This is a genomic window from Mycobacterium parascrofulaceum ATCC BAA-614 (assembly GCF_000164135.1).
Classification (GTDB): domain Bacteria; phylum Actinomycetota; class Actinomycetes; order Mycobacteriales; family Mycobacteriaceae; genus Mycobacterium; species Mycobacterium parascrofulaceum.
The window spans coordinates 192327-209721 of record NZ_GG770555.1 but is presented as its reverse complement, the minus strand read 5'-3'; the positions used below and the strand labels follow the sequence as shown (position 1 = coordinate 209721).

The 17395-nt window shown below is 73.2% G+C and carries 11 protein-coding genes and 1 pseudogene; all 12 read right to left on the bottom strand.

The window, feature by feature from the left end:
* Window positions 1-4031 (bottom strand): type I polyketide synthase (locus tag HMPREF0591_RS16605; RefSeq protein ID WP_007169769.1); only part of this gene is annotated, 4031 nt, incomplete at its 3' end.
* A gap of 50 nt (window positions 4032-4081) precedes the next feature.
* Entirely contained in the window at window positions 4082-5143 is a 1062-nt protein-coding gene (locus HMPREF0591_RS16600; RefSeq protein WP_007169768.1) for a type III polyketide synthase, read from the bottom strand.
* A gap of 107 nt (window positions 5144-5250) precedes the next feature.
* The gene (argH, locus tag HMPREF0591_RS16595; protein WP_007169767.1) at window positions 5251-6666 is read right to left on the bottom strand and encodes an argininosuccinate lyase; all 1416 of its coding nucleotides are present in this window, start codon (window positions 6664-6666) and stop codon (window positions 5251-5253) included.
* 79 nt (window positions 6667-6745) lie between these two features.
* Window positions 6746-7945 (bottom strand): argininosuccinate synthase, encoded by a 1200-nt coding sequence (locus HMPREF0591_RS16590; RefSeq protein ID WP_007169766.1) that lies wholly within the window; start codon window positions 7943-7945, stop codon window positions 6746-6748.
* A 12-nt stretch (window positions 7946-7957) separates the two neighbouring features.
* Window positions 7958-8479, bottom strand: a complete 522-nt coding sequence (locus tag HMPREF0591_RS16585; protein WP_050790067.1) for an arginine repressor — start codon at window positions 8477-8479, stop codon at window positions 7958-7960.
* Window positions 8455-9384, bottom strand: coding sequence for an ornithine carbamoyltransferase (argF, locus tag HMPREF0591_RS16580; RefSeq protein ID WP_007169764.1), 930 nt, complete (start codon window positions 9382-9384; stop codon window positions 8455-8457). The genes HMPREF0591_RS16585 and argF overlap by 25 nt, the downstream gene beginning before the upstream one ends.
* Window positions 9381-10565: an acetylornithine transaminase gene (locus HMPREF0591_RS16575; protein WP_007169763.1), complete on the bottom strand. Its 1185-nt coding sequence runs from the start codon at window positions 10563-10565 to the stop codon at window positions 9381-9383. The genes argF and HMPREF0591_RS16575 overlap by 4 nt, the downstream gene beginning before the upstream one ends.
* On the bottom strand, window positions 10562-11449 hold the full coding sequence (gene argB, locus HMPREF0591_RS16570; protein WP_007169762.1) for an acetylglutamate kinase: 888 nt from the start codon (window positions 11447-11449) through the stop codon (window positions 10562-10564). Before argB ends, HMPREF0591_RS16575 begins: the two co-directional genes overlap by 4 nt.
* The gene (argJ, locus tag HMPREF0591_RS16565; RefSeq protein WP_007169761.1) at window positions 11446-12657 is read right to left on the bottom strand and encodes a bifunctional glutamate N-acetyltransferase/amino-acid acetyltransferase ArgJ; all 1212 of its coding nucleotides are present in this window, start codon (window positions 12655-12657) and stop codon (window positions 11446-11448) included. The genes argB and argJ overlap by 4 nt, the downstream gene beginning before the upstream one ends.
* Window positions 12654-13713: pseudogene (gene argC / locus HMPREF0591_RS16560) on the bottom strand (N-acetyl-gamma-glutamyl-phosphate reductase). Before argC ends, argJ begins: the two are co-directional and overlap by 4 nt.
* 38 nt (window positions 13714-13751) lie before the next feature.
* Entirely contained in the window at window positions 13752-16235 is a 2484-nt protein-coding gene (gene pheT / locus HMPREF0591_RS16555) for a phenylalanine--tRNA ligase subunit beta (protein WP_007169759.1), read from the bottom strand.
* Window positions 16235-17278 carry a phenylalanine--tRNA ligase subunit alpha gene (pheS, locus tag HMPREF0591_RS16550; protein WP_007169758.1) on the bottom strand — a complete coding sequence of 348 codons (1044 nt, stop codon included), beginning with the start codon at window positions 17276-17278 and terminating at the stop codon, window positions 16235-16237. The genes pheT and pheS overlap by 1 nt, the downstream gene beginning before the upstream one ends.
* Between the last annotated feature and the right edge of the window lie 117 nt (window positions 17279-17395).

Here is a 17395-nt window from a genome sequence, read left to right as displayed (position 1 = left end):
ACGGATCCGCCGCGCGCCGGCCGCATCCGGGCCGCGTGGGCAACGCCCGCGCGCACCGCCAATTGCGGCTCACCGCAACCGATCACGGCCCGCGCATCCAGCGATCCGTCCGAGTCGACCAGCACCACCCGGCCCGGATGCTCGGCCTGCGCCGACCGCACCAGCCCCCACACCGCCGCACCGGCCAGGTCGGCGACGTCCTCGCCGGGCAGCGCGACCGCCCCGCGCGTCAGCACCACCAGCGTCCCCGATTCGGGGCCGGCCAACCACGATTGCAGCACGCCCAGCGCCTCGGTGGTGGCCGCGTGCACCGACCGGACCGCATCGGTCCCGTGCGCACCCGGCTCCCACACCGTCGCCTCGGAGTCGTTGCCGCTCAGCGTTATCGGCGACCACGCCACCTCGAACAACCCCTCGGCGGGCGCCGCCGCGGCCGCCAACTGCCCGGCCGAGACGGGACGCATCGCCAGCGAGCGCGCCGACAGCACCGGCAGCCCGGAGCCGTCGGCCAATTCCACCGACACCGCCCCGGTGTCGGACGGCGCTATGCGGACCCGCGCCCGCGACGCGCCCGCCGCGTGCAGCGAAACCCCCTGCCAGGAGAACGGCAACAGCGTCTGGTCCTGCTCGCCGGCCACACCGATCGCGTGCAGCGCCGCGTCCAACAACACCGGATGTATCCCGAAGCCGCCGTCCTGCGCGCCGGCCTCGTCGGGCAGCGCGACCTCGGCGAAGATCTCGTCGCCCCGCCGCCACATCGCCCGCAGCCCGCGGAAGGCCCGGCCGTACTCGTAGCCGCGCCCGGCCAGCCGAGCGTAGGCGTCGGCCACGTCCACCGGCTCCGCGCCCACCGGCGGCCACACCGACAGGTCGGCGGCCGGCGGCACCGGCGCCGCGCGCAGCACGCCCCGGGCGTGCAGCACCCAATCCGACTGCGCGCCGGCCGAATACACCGACACCTCGCGCTGCCCGGACTCGACGGCGGCACCCACCACCACCTGCACCCGCACCCCGTCGGCGGCCGGCAGCACCAACGGGGCCGACAACGTCAGCTCCTCGAGGGCGCCGCAGCCGACCTCGTCGCCGGCCCGGATGGCCAGCTCGACGAACCCGGCGCCGGGGAACAACACCGTCCCGGCCACCGCGTGGTCGGCCAGCCACGGCTGGGCGGACGTCGACAGCCGGCCGGTCAGCACCACCCCGCCGGAATCGGGCCGCGCCACCACCGCACCCAGCAGCGCGTGCCGCGCACCCGCCAGCCCCAGGGTGGCCACATCGCCCGACCCCGTCGACCCGCCCGGCAGCCAGAACCGCTGCCGCGCAAAGCCGTATGTCGGCAGCTCCACGCGCCGCCCGCCCCGGCCGGCGATGGCGGCGCGCCAGTCCACCGGCAGGCCGGCCACGTGGGCCTGACCCGCCGACAGCCAGAACCGTTGCAGCGAACCGTCGTCGCGGCCCAGCGAGGGAACCACGAACGCGTCGCCGCCGCAGTCGGTCACCGTCTCCTCGACCGCGGCCAGCAGCACCGGGTGCGGGCTGCACTCGACGAACACGCCGTACCCGGCGCCGCACGCGTTGCGCACCGCCCGCTCGAACTGCACTGTCTGCCGGATGCTGCGGTACCAGTAGTCGGCGTCCAGGCCCGCGGTGTCCAGCAGTTCGCCGGTCACGGTGGAGAACAACGCGACCGGCGACGACCGCGGCGCGATGCCGGCCAGCGCCCCGGCCAGCGCCTCGCGGATCGCGTCCACGTGCGCGGAGTGCGAGGCGTAGTCGACGTCGATCCGGCGCGCGCGCACGCCGGCGCCCTCGCAGCCGGCGATCAGCTCGTCTAGGGCGGCCACCTCGCCGGACACCACGACCGCCGAAACACCGTTGACGGCGGCGACATTCAGCCGGTCGCCCCACGGCGCGATCAGCTCCTCGGCCCGGGCCAGGCCACAGGCCAGCGACACCATGCCGCCCGCGCCCGACAGGCCGACCAGCAGCCGGCTGCGCAGCGCCACCACGCGCGCGGCGTCCTCCAGCGACAGCGCCCCCGCCACGTACGCCGCCGCGATCTCGCCCTGGGAATGACCGATCACCGCGTCGGGCACCACGCCCACCGAGCGCCACAACTCGGCCAGCGACACCATCACCGCCCACAGCGCCGGCTGCACCACGTCCACGCGGTCCAGGCCGGGGACCCCGGGCGCGCCGCGGATGACGTCGACCAACGACCACTCGACGTGCTCGGCGAGCGCCTTCTCGCAGCGTTGCAGGTGTTCGGCGAAAACCGCCGAGGTGTCCAGCAATTCGGCGCCCATGCCGATCCACTGCGACCCCTGCCCGGGGAACACGAACACCGTCTTGCCCACCGGCCGCGCCCGGCCCAGCACGGCGCCGGCGCCCGGTGCGCCCGCGGCCACCTCGGCCAGCCCGGTCAGCAGGCGCTCGCGGTCGGCGCCCACCAGCACGGCGCGGTGCTCGAACAGCGACCGCGTCGAAACCAGCGACCAGGCCACGTCGACCACGCGGAGATCCGGGTCGTCGTGCACCCGGACCAGCAGCCGGGACGCCTGGTTGGCCAGCGCGTCGACCGACCGCGCCGACAGCACCCACGGCGCGGGCGCGTCGTCGCCCGCCGGCGCTGGCGTTTCGGGCGGCTGCGGCGGCTGCTCGACGATGACGTGCGCGTTGGTGCCGCTGATCCCGAACGACGACACCCCGGCGCGGCGCGGCCGGTCCAGGGCCGGCCACTGCCGCGCCTCGGTCAGCAGCGACACCGCCCCCGCCGACCAATCCACGTGCGGCGTCGGCACATCCACGTGCAGGGTCTTGGGCATCACCCCGTGCCGGATCGCCTGCACCATCTTGATCACCCCGCCGGCGCCCGCCGCCGCCGACGTGTGGCCCATGTTGGACTTGATCGACCCCAGCCACAGCGGCCGGTCCGCCGGCCGGTCCTGCCCGTAGGTCGCCAGCACCGCTTGCGCCTCGATGGGATCACCGAGGGTGGTGCCCGTTCCGTGCCCCTCCACCAGGTCCACGTCCGCCGCGGTCAGCCGCGCGTCGGCCAGCGCGGCGCGAATCACCCGCTGCTGCGACGGTCCGTTGGGCGTCGCCAGGCCGTTCGAGGCGCCGTCCTGGTTCACCGCCGAGCCGCGCAGCAGCGCCAGCACCGGATGCCCGAGCCGGCGCGCGTCGGACAGCCGTTCGAGGACCAGCACCCCGACGCCCTCGGAGAAGCCGGTGCCATCGGCGGCGCCGGCGTAGGCCTTGCACCGCCCGTCGGCGGCGAGCGCGCGCTGCCGGCTGAACTCGACGAACATCGCCGGCGTCGCCATCACCGTCACGCCGCCGGCCAGCGCGAGGTCGCATTCGCCGGCGCGCAGCGACCGCAGCGCCAGGTGCAGGGCCACCAACGACGAGGAACAGGCCGTGTCGACCGAAACGGCCGGACCCTCCAGACCCAGCGAGTAGGCGACCCGGCCCGACGCCACGCTCAGCGTCGACCCGCGCAGCCCGTAACGCTCGAGGTGGCCCGGCACCCGGCCCTGGCCGCCGTACGAACCGTGAAAGATCCCGGCGAACACCCCCGTCGCCGACCCGCGCAGGCCGGCGGGGTCGATCCCCGCGCGCTCCAGCGCCTCCCAGGACACCTCCAGCAACAGGCGCTGCTGCGGGTCCATCGCCAGCGCCTCGCTGGGCGCGATGCCGAAGAACGCGGCGTCGAAGTCGGGGGCGTCGGGCAGGAAGCCGCCGCGGCGGGCGTAGGACTTCCCCACCGCGTCGGGGTCGGGGTCGAACAGGCCGGCCAGGTTCCAGCCCCGGTCGGTCGGGAAATCCGAGACCACGTCGCGGCCCTCGACCACCATCTGCCACAGGGCTTCCGGCGAATCGATCCCGCCCGGGTACCGGCAGCCCATCCCGACCACCGCCACGCGTTCGGTTGCGGCGGCGAGGTATTCGCGGGCCTCACGCTTGAGCCGGTCGTTGTCCTTCAGCGCGGCGCGCAACGCCCGGACGAGCTCGTCGGAGTTGCCGGTCACGGGACGCGACACTGAATCTCTGGGGGGCACAAGAGGCAACGCCTTCGCTGTCAGTGCCAGCGCAGCAGCACGAGTTCCGAGCAGAACCCCGGGCCCATCGCGATCATCAGGCCCGGGCTTTCGCCGGGCGGCGGCTTTGCCAGGGTGTCGCGCAGCACGTGCAGCACCGAGGCCGACGACAGGTTGCCGATCTCGCCCAGCGACCGCCAGGTCAGCTCGAGGGCGTCCGGCGGCAGGCTGAGGCTGGCGTTGATCGCGTCGATGATCTTCGGGCCGCCGGGATGGCTGACCCAGGCGCCGATGTCGGTCGTGGTCAGCCCGTGCGCGCCGAGGAACCCGCCGACGTCCTGCTGGATGTGCTCCTCGACCACCTGCGCCAGGTCCTTGGCCAGCACCAGCTCGAACCCGGCGGCGCCGACGTCGTAGCCCATGGTGCGCAGCGAATCCGGGTACAGCGTGCTGCGCGAATCCAGGATGCTGGGCCCGCCCGCGGCCATCTGTTCGGCGCGGCGCTCCCCAACGGCGACCACCGCGCCCGCCCCGTCGGCGAACAGCGCGCTGCCGACCAGGCCCGGCAGCGACGGCTTGTAGCCGGGGTAGGTCAACGAGCAGAGCTCGACCGAGATCAGGGCCGCGGCGGCGTCGGGCGCCCCGCGCAGGTAGTCGTGCAGCCGGGCCACGCCCGCGGCCCCGGCCACGCAGCCCAGCCCGAACAGCGGCACCCGGCGCACGTCGTCGCGCAGGCCCAGCCGCCCGGCGATCCGGGCGTCCAGGGAGGGTACCGCCAGGCCGGTGACCGTCGTCGTGATCAGCGCGTCCAGGTCCTGCGGCCGCAGGCCCGCCTCGTCGAGCGCGCCCGACAGCGCCTCGCAGCCCAGGTCGACCGCGTTGTCGATGAAGATCCGGTTCGCCTGGCCGAAGTCGGTCAGCGTGGGATAGCGCTCCAGCGGCAGCACCAGGTGACGGCTGTTGACCTTGGCGCTGGCGTGCAGCTGGCGGACGATGTCCTCGTAGCCCTCGAACTCCGGGATGCTGACGAAGAAGTCGGTGAGTTCTCGCTGGGAATAGCGATGCGGCGGCAACGCGCCGAATACGCCCGCGACGACGCTCATTGGTCCCACCCCTTGGTGACGAAGATATGGCTCGACAGGTTCAGCCGCATCGCTTGAGCCGGAATTCTAGTCGGCTTGGAATTGACCGGCACGTAAACGGCCTCATCTCATGCCCGCCCGAGCCGCGCCCTGAGCTCCTCGCAATCCGCCCGGACGGCTTCGAGCTGCTCGGCGACCCGGGCCGGCGCCGTCCCGCCCCGGCCGTCACGCGAGGACACCGAGCCCTCGATGGTCAACACCTCCCGCACCTCGGGCGTCAGCTCGGGGCTGATGGCGGCCAGCTCGTCGTCGGTCAGCTCGTCGAGCCCGACGGCGCGCCCCTCCGCCGCGCGCACGGCGGCCCCGGCGGCCTCGTGCGCCGACCGGAATGGCACGCCCCGGCGCACCAGCCACTCGGCGATGTCGGTGGCCAGCGTGTATCCCGCCGGGGCCAGGGCCGCCATCCGCTCGACGTCGAACGTCAGGCTGGCCACCAGGCCGGCCATCGCGGGCAACACCAGCTCCAGCTGGGCCACCGAGTCGAACACCGGCTCCTTGTCCTCCTGCAGGTCGCGGTTGTAGGCCAGCGGCTGGGCCTTCAACGTCGCGAGCAGCCCGGTCAGGTTGCCGATCAGCCGCCCCGATTTGCCGCGGGCCAGCTCGGCGATGTCCGGGTTCTTCTTCTGCGGCATGATCGAGCTGCCGGTGGACCACGAATCGTGCAACCGGACGTAGCCGAACTCCGTCGAACTCCACAGGATGATGTCCTCGGCCAGCCGCGAGGTGTCCACGGCGATCATCGCGAAGATGAACGCGGCCTCGGCGGCGAAATCGCGCGCGGCGGTCGCGTCGATGGAATTGTCGGCGGCCTCGGCGAAGCCCAGCTTGGCGGCGATCGCGTCCGGGTCGAGCCCGAGCGACGAGCCGGCCAGCGCGCCGGAACCGTACGGGGACACCGCGGCGCGCCGGTCGAAGTCGACGATGCGGTCGACGTCGCGCAACAGCGGGTGCGCGTGGGCGAGCAGGTGGTGGGCCAGCAGGACCGGCTGGGCGGATTGCAGGTGCGTCTTGCCCGGCATGATCGCCGCCGGGTGCGCGGCGGCCTGGGCGGCGAGCGCGGCCACCAGCTCCAGCGCCGCGTCCGCGACCCGGCGCACCGCGTCGCGCAGCCACATCCGGAACAGGGTGGCCACCTGGTCGTTGCGCGACCGCCCGGCCCGCAGCCGGCCGCCCAGGTCGGGGCCGACCCGGTCGATCAGCCCGCGCTCCAGCGCGGCGTGCACGTCCTCGTCGGTCACCAGCGGCGTGAAGCTGCCGTCGGCCACGTCCTCGGCCAGGCTGTCCAGCCCGGCCAGCAGGCCGTCGCGCTGCTCGGGCGTGAGCAGCCCAGCGTGAAACAGGATCACGGTGTGGGCCCGCGAGGCGACGATGTCGTAGGGGGCCAGCACCCAGTCGAAGTGGGTGGACTTGCTCAGGGCGGCCAACGCGTCCGACGGGCCGTCGGCGAACCGCCCGCCCCACAGCGACCCCTCGCGCGTGCTCACGCTTCAGTCACTCCGGCACGAGCGACCGGATTTGTCCGCACATTGCGGCGTGTCCCAGTGCAAACACGGTCGCTCGCGGTCATGTGGCCAGGTCCCGGCGGGACGCGATCTTCGACGACAGCCCGTGCACGTAGACGAAGCCCTTGGCCGCCGACTGGTCGAAGCTGTCGCCCTCGTCGTAGGTGGCCAGGTTGAAGTCGTAGAGCGACTGCGCGCTGCGCCGGCCGTTGACGGCGATGTGGCCGCCGTGCAACACCATCCGGATCTCGCCGGTGACGTGCTCCTGGGTCTTGTCGACGAAGGCTTCCAGTGCGGTCTTCAGCGGCGAGTACCAGAGCCCGTCGTAGACCAGCTCGGCCCAGCGCTGGTCGGTGTGCCGCTTGAAGCGGCCCAGTTCGCGCTCGAGGGTGACGTGCTCGAGCTCGGTGTGCGCGGTGATGAGCACCATCGCCCCGGGCGCCTCGTAGATCTCGCGGCTCTTGATGCCCACCAGCCGGTCCTCGACCACGTCCAGGCGCCCCACCCCCTGGCTGCCGGCGCGGCGGTTGAGTTCCTCGATGGCCTCCAGCACGGACACCGGTTTGCCGTCGATGGACACCGGGATGCCGCGCTCGAACCCGACGATCACCTCGTCGGGCGTGTTCCAGTTGATGGTGGGGTCCTCGGTGTAGGCGTAGATGTCCTTGGTGGGCGCGTTCCAAAGGTGTTCCAGGAAGCCGGTTTCCACCGCGCGGCCCCACACGTTCTGGTCGATGGAGAACGGCGAGCGCTTGGTGACGTTGATCGGGATGGCGTTCTCCTCGGCGAAGGCGATCGCCTTCTCCCGCGTCCACGCGTAGTCGCGGACCGGCGCCAGCACCTCCAGATCCGGTGCGAGCGAGGCGAATCCGACCTCGAACCGGACCTGGTCGTTGCCCTTGCCGGTGCAGCCGTGCGCGACGATGCTGCCGCCGTGCTCGCGGGCGGCCGCCACCAGGTGCTTGGCGATCAGCGGCCGGCTGATCGCCGACACCAGCGGGTAGCGGTCCATGTAGAGCGCGTTGGACAGGATGGTGGGCAGGCAGTAGCCCTCGGCGAACTCGTCGCGGGCGTCGACGACGACGGCTTCCACCGCGCCGCAGTCCAGGGCGCGCTGGCGGACGACCTCCATGTCCTCGCCGCCCTGACCGAGGTCGATAGCCACCGCCACCACCTCGCGGCCGGTCTCCTTACCGATCCAGCTGATCGCGACCGAGGTGTCCAGACCGCCGGAATACGCCAGGATGACGCGATCTGACATGAACCAATCTCCTTAGGTTGTGGTGAGGCTTTCGAGCGTGCGGGCCAGTTCCGCGCCGGTCATCGGCTCGCGCGCGGCGACGAAGACCGTGTCGTCGCCGGCGATGGTGCCGACGACGTACGGTAGCGCCGCCCGGTCGATCGCGCTGGCCAAATAGTTGGCCCCGCCGGGCGGGGTGCGCAGCACCGCGAGGTTGGCGCTGGCGTCGGCCGACACCAGCAGTTCGCCGAGCAGCCGGGACAGCCGGGCGGTGCCGCCGGAGACGCCGCGCACCGGGCTGCCGTCCTCGGGGACGATGTAGACGCCGACGCCGCCGTCGGCGCCGCGCAGCTTGACGGCGCCGAGTTCCTCGAGGTCGCGCGACAGCGTGGCCTGGGTGACCTCGATGCCCTCGTCGGCCAGCCGGGCCGCCAGCTCGCTCTGGCTGCTGATCGACGCCGACGACAGGATCGCCACGATGCGGTCCTGCCGCCCGGCCCGGGTGGTCTCGGGGGTGGTCTTCGAGCGGGTCACGAGTTTCGCTCCAAGAGCCATACCAGCAGCGCCTTCTGGGCGTGCAGCCGGTTCTCGGCCTCGTCCCACACCACGCTGGCCGGCCCGTCCATCACCTCGTCGGTGATCTCCTCACCGCGGTGGGCCGGAAGGCAATGCAGCACAATGGCTTCCGGGTCGGCCAGGCCCAGCAGCCGCTGGTTGACCTGAAACGGCCGGAACGGGGTGAGGCGGTCGCGGCCGTCGCCCTCCTGCCCCATCGAGGTCCAGGTGTCGGTCACCAGGACGTCGGCGCCCTTGGCGGCGGCGTCGGCGTCGGCGGTGAGCGTGACCGAGCCGCCGGTGGCTTCGGCGCGCTCCCGGGCCGCCGCCGTGCAGGCGGGGTCGGGCGCGAAGCCCTCCGGCGCGGCGACGGTGACGTGGATGCCGGCGGTCACGCCGCCCACCAGCAGCGAGTGGGCCATGTTGTTGGCGCCGTCGCCGAAGTAGGACATCCGCAGTCCGGCAAGGGATCCCTTGCGTTCGGCGATGGTCTGCAGGTCGGCGAGCACCTGGCAGGGGTGGAACTCGTCGGAGAGCGCGTTGACCACCGGCACGGTGGCCGCCTCGGCCATCGCCTCGAGCCGGTCCTGCCCGAACGTCCGCCACACGATGGCCTCGACGTAGCGGGACAGCACCCGCGCGGTGTCGCCCAGCGTCTCGTCGCGGCCGAGCTGGGTGCTGCGGGCATCGACGACGACGGCGTGCCCGCCGAGCTGGGCGATGCCCACCTCGAACGAGAACCGGGTGCGGGTGGAATTCTTGTCGAAGAGCACCGCGACGCCACGCGGCCCCTCCAGCGGCCGGCAACTGAACGGGTCCTTCTTCAGGTCGGCCGCAAGCCGCAGCACCTCGGCCTGCTCGGCAGGCGACAGGTCGTCGTCGCGCAGGAAATGGCGGGGGCTCATGCCGCGGCCCCGTCCAGGATGCCCGGCAGGGCGGCGACGAAGCCGTCGAGCTGGGCCTCGGTGACGATCAGCGGCGGCGCCAGCCGGATGACGTCGGGCGCGGCGGCGTTGATCAGGAACCCGGCTGCGCGGGCGGCGTTTTCGGCATCCCTGGCCCGCGGCGCACTGAGCGCCACGCCCTGCAGCAGGCCGCGCCCGCGCACGTGGTCGACCAGCGGGTGGTTCAGCGATTCGATGCCGTGGCGCAGCGACTTGCCCAGCACCTCGGCGTGCCGGACCAGGTCCTCGTCGGCGATCACCCGCAGCACAGCCCGCGCCGCCGCGGCGCAGACCGGGTTGCCGCCGAACGTGCTGCCGTGCAGGCCCGGCGTCATCAGCTCGGCGGCCGGCCCGACGGCCAGGCAGGCGCCGATGGGCAGCCCGCCGCCCAGGCCCTTGGCCATGGTCACGACGTCGGGGGTGATGCCGTCGTGCTGGTGGGCGAAAAAGGTTCCGGTGCGGCCCATCCCGGTCTGCACCTCGTCGAGCACCAGCAGCGCGCCGTGCCGCGAGGTGATGTCACGTGCGGCGCTGAGGTAGCCGCCGGGCGGGACGACGACGCCGCCCTCGCCCATGATCGGTTCCAGGAACACCGCGGCGGTGGCGTCGTCGACCGCTGCGGCCAGCGCGTCGGCGTCCCCGTAGGGCACGTGCGTGACGTAGCCCGGCAGCGGTTCGAACGGCGCCTGCTTGCTGGGCTGGCCGGTGAGCGCCAGCGAGCCCATCGTGCGGCCGTGGAAGCCGCCTTGCGCCGCAACCAGTTTCGTGCGCCCGGTCAGCCGCGACAGCTTGAACGCCACCTCGTTGGCCTCGGTGCCGGAGTTGCAGAAGAACACCCGGGCCTTCGCGTCGACCGCCAGCAGGGCGACCAGCTCCTCGGCCAGCGCGACGCCCGGCTCGCTGGCATACAGGTTGGAGGTGTGGCCCAGCGTCGCCATCTGGTGGGTGACGGCCTCGATGACCGCGGGATGCCGATGGCCGAGGACGTTGACCGCGATGCCGCCGAGCAGGTCCAGGTAGGTGTTGCCGTCCACGTCGGTGACCACGGCGCCCTCGCCTGCGGCCAGGGCCAGCGGCGGGGTGCCGTAGTTGTTCATCATCACCGCTTCCCAGCGGTGCTTGAGGTCCTCGCTGTTGCTCACGCGCGGACCACCTTGGTGCCGGTGCCCGCGTCGGTGAAAAGCTCCACCAGCACGCAGTGTTCGACCCTGCCGTCGATGACGTGCGCGCTCGGCACCCCCGCCGTCACGGCCCGCAGGCACGCCTCGACCTTGGGAATCATGCCGGCCTCCAGGTTGGGTAACAGTTGCGACAGCGTGGCCGTGTCGATCTCGCTGACCAGCGAGCCGCGGTCCGGCCAGCTGGTGTAGAGACCCTCGACATCGGTGAGCATCAACAGCTTCTCGGCCCGCAGCGCCTCGGCGAGCGCGGCCGCGGCGGTGTCGGCGTTGATGTTGTGCACCACGCCCTCGGCGTCCGGGGCGAGCGTCGAGACGACCGGGATGCGGCCCGCCGCAATCAAATCCAGCACGGCGGCCGTGTTGACCCGTTCGACGTCCCCGACCAGCCCGATGTCGGTCGCCACGCCGTCCACGGTGACGCTGCGCCGCACGGCGGTGAACAGCTGCGCGTCCTCACCGGTGATGCCGACGGCGTATGGTCCGTGCGCGTTGATCAGGTTGACCAGTTCGCGGCCCACCTGACCGAACAGCACCATCCGCGCCACGTCGAGCACTTCGGGCGTGGTGACGCGGAAGCCGCCCTTGAAGTCGCCCTCGATGCCGAGGCGCCGCAGCATCGCGGTGATCTGCGGGCCGCCGCCGTGCACGACTACGGGGTGGATGCCGCAGTTGCGCAGGAAGGCCATGTCGGCGGCGAATGCGTGCCGCAGCGTGTCGTCGGTCATGGCGTTGCCGCCGTACTTGATCACGACGATCTTGCCGTGCAGCTGCTTGAGCCACGGCAGCGCTTCGGCCAGCACCTGCGCCTTGACCCCGGTCGCGAGCTCATCCGTCGTGAAGGTCATGAGCTGTACGCCGAGTTCTCTTCGACGTAGGCGTGCGAGAGGTCGGTGGTGCGCACGGCGGCGGAGCCGTCGCCCACGGCCAGGTCGACGGTGATGTCGATGTCGGCGCCGGACAGGTCCACCTCCCGCGCGCCGGGCGCGCCGACCCCGTCGACGCACACGGCAAAGCCGTTGAAGGACACCGTGATCCGGTCCGGGTCCAGCGTGACCGGCGCCATGCCGACGGCCGCCAGGACGCGGCCCCAGTTGGGGTCGGAGCCGAACACCGCGGTCTTGACCAGGCTGTCGCGGGCGATCACCCGCGCGGCGGTCAGCGCGTCGTCGTCGGAGGCGGCCCCGGTCACGCTGACGGTGACGCGCTTGGTGACGCCCTCGGCGTCGGCCTGCAGTTGCGCGCACAGGTCGTCGCACACCGCCAGCACGGCGTCGTCGAGTTCGGCCTGGCCGGGGGCGATCCCGCTGGCGCCCGACGCCAGCAGCAGCACGGTGTCGTTGGTCGAGCAGCTGCCGTCGATGTCGAGCCGGTCGAAGGTGCGGGCGGCGGCGCGGCGCAGCGCGGTGTCCAGCGCGGCGGCGGGGGCGGCCGCGTCGGTGGTGAGCACGCACAGCATGGTCGCGAGCGACGGCGCCAGCATGCCCGCGCCCTTGGCCATCCCGCCGACCGTCCAGTTGCCCGGGTGGTGCAGCGCAACCTGTTTGGGCACGGTGTCGGTGGTCATGATCGCGCGCGCGGCCTCGTCGCCGCCGGAGAGCCCGCCGGCCATGTCCTGCACGATGGTCCGCACCCCGGCCAGCACCTTGTCCATCGGCAGCCGGTCGCCGATCAGCCCGGTTGAGCACACCGCGACCTCGATGGCGCCGGTCTCGGTCCCCCAGTCCGACAGCGCGGCGGCGACGGCCTCGGCGGTGGCGTGGGTGTCCTGGAAGCCGCCGGGGCCGGTGCAGGCGTTGGCGCCGCCGGAGTTGAGGATCACCGCGCGCAGCGCCCCGGTGGTCAGCACCTGCTGGGTCCACAGCACCGGCGCGGCCTTGACCTTGTTGCGGGTGAACACGCCGGCGGCCGCGTAGTCGGGCCCCTCGTTGAAGACCAGGGCCAGGTCGCGGTTGCCGGACGCCTTGATGCCGGCGGCGATGCCGGCGGCCCGGAACCCGGCCGGCGCGGTGACGCCCTGCTCGCGCAGCAACCGCGCCACGTCGGTGTGGGTCACGGCGCGACCCCGACCACCGACAGGCCCTCGGTCTCCGGCCAGCCCAGCGCCAGGTTCATCGACTGCACCGCCGCGCCGCCGGTGCCCTTGACCAGGTTGTCGATGGCGGCGACGGCCACGAACGTCTGCGCGGCCTCGTCCACCGCGACGGCGATCTGCGCCGCGTTGCTGCCGATCACCGATCCGGTGCGGGGCAGTTGCCCCTCGGGCAGCAGGTAGACGAACGGCTCGGCGTCGTAGGCCTTTTCGTAGGCCGCCCGCAGCTGCGACAGCGGGGCGCGGGTGCGCGCGGTGCAGGTGGCCAGGATGCCGCGCGACGTCGGGATCAGCACCGGGGTGAACGACACCGTGACGTCACGCTCGGTGACGGCCCGCAGGCCCTGGGCGATCTCGGGGGTGTGCCGGTGGGCCCCGGCGATGTTGTAGGCCCGCGCGGACCCGATGACCTCGGAGCCGAGCAGGTCGGTCTTGGCCGCGCGTCCCGCCCCGGAGGTGCCGCTGACCGCGACCACGGTGACGGCGGGCTCGACCAGATCCTCGGCCACCGCGGGCAGCAGCGCCAGCAGCGCCGCGGTCGGGTAGCAGCCCGGGACGGCGATGCGGCGCGCCCCGCGCAGCCGCTCGCGCGCGCCGGGCAGCTCCGGCAGCCCGTAGGGCCAGCTGCCGGCGTGCGCGGAGCCATAGAACCGTTCCCAGGCGGCGGCGTCGGTGAGCCGGAAGTCGGCGCCGCAGTCGACGATCAGGGTGTCCGGCCCGAGCTGTTCGGCCAGCGCCGCAGAATGCCCGTGCGGCAGGGCCAGGAACACGACGTCGTGGCCGGCGAGCGCGGCGACGTCGGTGGGCTCGACCACCCGCTGGGCCAGCGGCATCAGGTGCGGGTGGTGCTCGCCGAGCGTGCTGCCGGCGCTGGCCGCGGCGGTCAGCGCGCCGATGGCGAGGCGGCCGTCGGCGTAGGCGGGATGCCCCAGCAGCAGCCGCAGGATCTCACCGCCCGCATATCCGCTGGCGCCGGCAACCGCCACCCTCAATACGTCGGCCATCCCCCCGATTCTGCATGGTTATGCATTGGTTTGCAAATCCATTCCGAATCGTGGTCAGGCGCGCAGCTCGGCGCCGACCGCCTCGGCGGCGCGCCGCACCGCGGCGTCGCGGGCCGCGCTGGCGTCGTCCTCGGTCAGGGTGCGGTCCGGTGCGCGGAAACGCAGCGCGAACGTCAGCGATTTGCGGCCCTCCCCGACCTGCGGCCCGGTGAAGACGTCGAACAGCTGCAGATCTTCCAGCAGCTCGCCGGCGCCTTCCCGGACGGCGTCGGCCACCGCCTGGGCCGGCACGTGCGCGGGCACCACCAGGCTGACGTCCTGGAAGACGGCCGGGAAGGGCGACACCATGGGCGCCGGCAACGCCGCGGCGATGGGAATCGCGTCGAGGTCGAGCTCGACGGCGCAGGTGCCCGGCGGCAACCCGGAGCGCTCGACGACGCTCGGGTGCAGCTGCCCGGCGTGCCCGACGACGGTGTCGCCGACCAGCACCTCGGCGCACCGGCCCGGGTGCCACGGCAGGTGTTGGGCGGCCCGCAGGCGCACCTCGACGCCGCTGGCGCGGGCGATGATGCGGGCCGCCTCGAACGCGTCGGCGGCCTCGGCCCGGCGGCCGGGCCCCCACGGGCCACGGCGCTCACGCAGGCCGGCCAGCACCGCCGCGACGTGCTGGGGCTGGCGCGGCAGCGAGGCGTTCAGCAGGGCGATCTCGCTGTCGGTCGGCCGGCGGTGCACGGGAATGGGCTGCACGCCGCGGGTCTGTTCGGTCGGTTGCACCACCTGCGCCAGGGCGTACAGCGCGACGTCCACCAGGCCGCGGGACACGTTGCGCACCAACGCCTCCAGCAGCGCGGGCAGCAGCGTGGTGGCCAGGTGCGGGCGGTCGGCCTCCAGCGGGTTGAGCACCCGCGTGGTGGTGCGGCGCGGGTCGTCGGCCGGCAGGCCCCACAGGTCGAACACGCCCGCGGGCAGGAACGGCGTCGGCAGGATCTCGACGAACCCGGACTGCGCGAGCGATGTGCCGATGGCGCGGCGACGCCTCTGCCCGGCGGTGAGGCCGCGGCCCGCGGGCGCCGCGGGCAGCACCGACGGGATGGCCTCCAGCCCCTCCAGCCGCAGCACCTCCTCGACGAGGTCGGCGGGCTGCAGCAGGTCGGGGCGCCAGCTGGGCGGGGTCACGGTCAGGGTGTCGCCGTCGTCGCTCACCCGCGCCCCGATCTGCGCCAGCCGGCGCGCGGTGGCGCCGGGCGGGTAGGCGACCCCGGCGACGCGGTCGGGCAGGTCGGCGCGGATCCGGATCGGCGGGAGCGACCAGTCGTCGTTCGGCGGGTCGCCCCGCCAATCGGTCAGCTTCTCCGACACCGCTCCCCCGGCGATGTCGACGAGCAGGGTGGCGCAGCGGTCCAGCGCGGCGACCGAGACCGCGGGGTCCACGCCGCGCTCGTAGCGCCGGGCGGCCTCGCTGGGCAGGTGCAGCCGGCGCTGGGTGCGCGAGACGGCGGCGGGGTCCCACACGGCGGCCTCCAGCAGCACGTCGGTGGAGTCGGCGCGCACCTCGGTGCTCGCCGCGCCCATCACGCCGCCGATCGCCGCGGTCGCCCGGTCGTCCACGATGAGCACATCGGCGGCATCGAGCCGGCGCTCGATGTCGTCGAGGGTGACGACGGTCTCGCCGGGCCGGGCGAAACGCACCGCGAGGCCCCCGGAGATGCGGTTGCAGTCGTGCGCGTGCATGGGGTGGCCGAGTTCGAGCATCACGTAGTTGGTGACGTCCACCGCCGGGGAGGTCGCGCGGATGCCGGCCAGCAGCAGCCGGCGCTGCAACCACCACGGCGACACGGCGGCGGGGTCGATGCCGGTCACCGGTCGCAGGGCGAACCGGCGCACGCCGGTTTCGGGCTGCACGGTCAACGGCCAGGCCTCGCCCGCCACCGGTAACGGCTTGACCTCCGCCGGGTCGACGAAGTCCAGGTCGTAGGCGCACGCGATCTCGCGGGCCAGCCCGCGCACCGACATGCCGTAGCCCCGGTCGGGGGTGATCGCCAGGTGGAAGACCACGTCGTCCAGCCCCAGCACCGCGGCGCCGGCGCCCGGCTCGGCGGTGCCGGGCGGCAGCACCAGGATGCCGGAATGGTCGGCGCCCAAACCCAATTCGGCCGCCGAGCAGATCATGCCGTCGGAGTCGCGGCCGTAGGTCTTGCGCGCCGCGATGGCGAACCCACCCGGCAGCGTGGTGCCGGGCAGCGCCACGACCACCAGGTCGCCGGCGGCGAAGTTGGTTGCCCCACAGACGATGTCACGATCCTCGCCCGCGCCGACGTCGACCCGGCAGGCCCGGATCGGCTTCTTGAAGCCGGTGAGCTCCTCGATGCTGCTCACCCGTCCCACCGTCAGCGGCCCCTCGACCGGGCCGAGGGTGACGACCTCCTCGACCTCGTGGCCGATCCGGATCAGCGCCTGCTCGAGGTCGTCCGGGGCGACGTGCCAGTCCGGGGCGCCGACGTTCACGACCTCCCGCAACCAGCTGTAGGGGATCCGCATCAGGCGCCCACCCCGAACGGCAACGAGAACCGGACGTCGCCCTCGACCATGTCGCGCATGTCGGGGATGCCGTTGCGGAACTGCAGGGTGCGTTCCAGGCCCATCCCGAACGCGAAGCCGGAGTACTGCTCCGGGTCGATCCCGGCGGCCCGCAACACGTTCGGGTGGACCATGCCGCAGCCGCCCCATTCCACCCAGCCCGGGCCGCCCTTCTTGCCGACGAACCACACGTCGACCTCGGCGGAGGGTTCGGTGAACGGGAAGAAGTGCGGCCGGATCCGGGTGCGCGCCTCGGGACCGAACTCGGCGCGCGCGAACGCGTCCAGGGTGCCCCGCAAGTGCGCCATGGACAGGCCGCGATCCACCGCCAGCCCCTCGACCTGGTGGAAGACCGGGGTGTGGGTGGCGTCGAGCTCGTCGGTGCGGAAGGTGCGGCCGATCGAGACGATGTAGACGGGCAGCTCGTGCGCCAGCAGGGTGCGGACCTGGACCGGCGACGTGTGGGTGCGCAGCAGCTGCCGGGAGTCGTCCGGCGCGATGTAGAAGGTGTCCTGCTCGCTGCGCGCGGGATGGTCCGCGGGGAAGTTGAGCGCGTCGAAGTTGAACTGCTCGGTCTCGACCTCCGGCCCCTCGGCCAGCTCCCACCCCATCGCGACGAAGGTGTCGGCGATGTGCTCGGCCAGGATGGTGATCGGGTGCCGGGCGCCGGGCGGCTGACGGGTGGACGGCAGCGTGACGTCGATGCTTTCGGCGACCAGGACGGCCGCGTCACGTTCGGCGCGCAGCGCCGCCAGCCGTTCGTCGTAGCTGCGTTGGGCCTCGGCGCGCGCGGCGTTGACCCGCTTGCCGGCGTCGGCGCGCTCCTCCTTGGGGACGCTGCCCAGCGCCTGCCGCGCCAGCGCCAGGGGTGAGCGGTCACCGAGGTGCTCGGTCTTCACGCGCGCCAGCGCGTCCAGATCCCCGGCGCGCGCGATCGCGTCGCGGGCGGCGCCGACGGCCTGGGCCAGGGCGTCCGGTGACAGGTCGACGGGCTGAGCACCCACGCGGCGACACTCTCCTTGCTGACGGGGGGCTGGGGGTGGAAGTCGCCCAGCGGCAAGTGCCGATCATAGTGATGCGCTGCGCGCGGCCCGGCAGTGCGCTTGGCAGTAAGGGCGGTC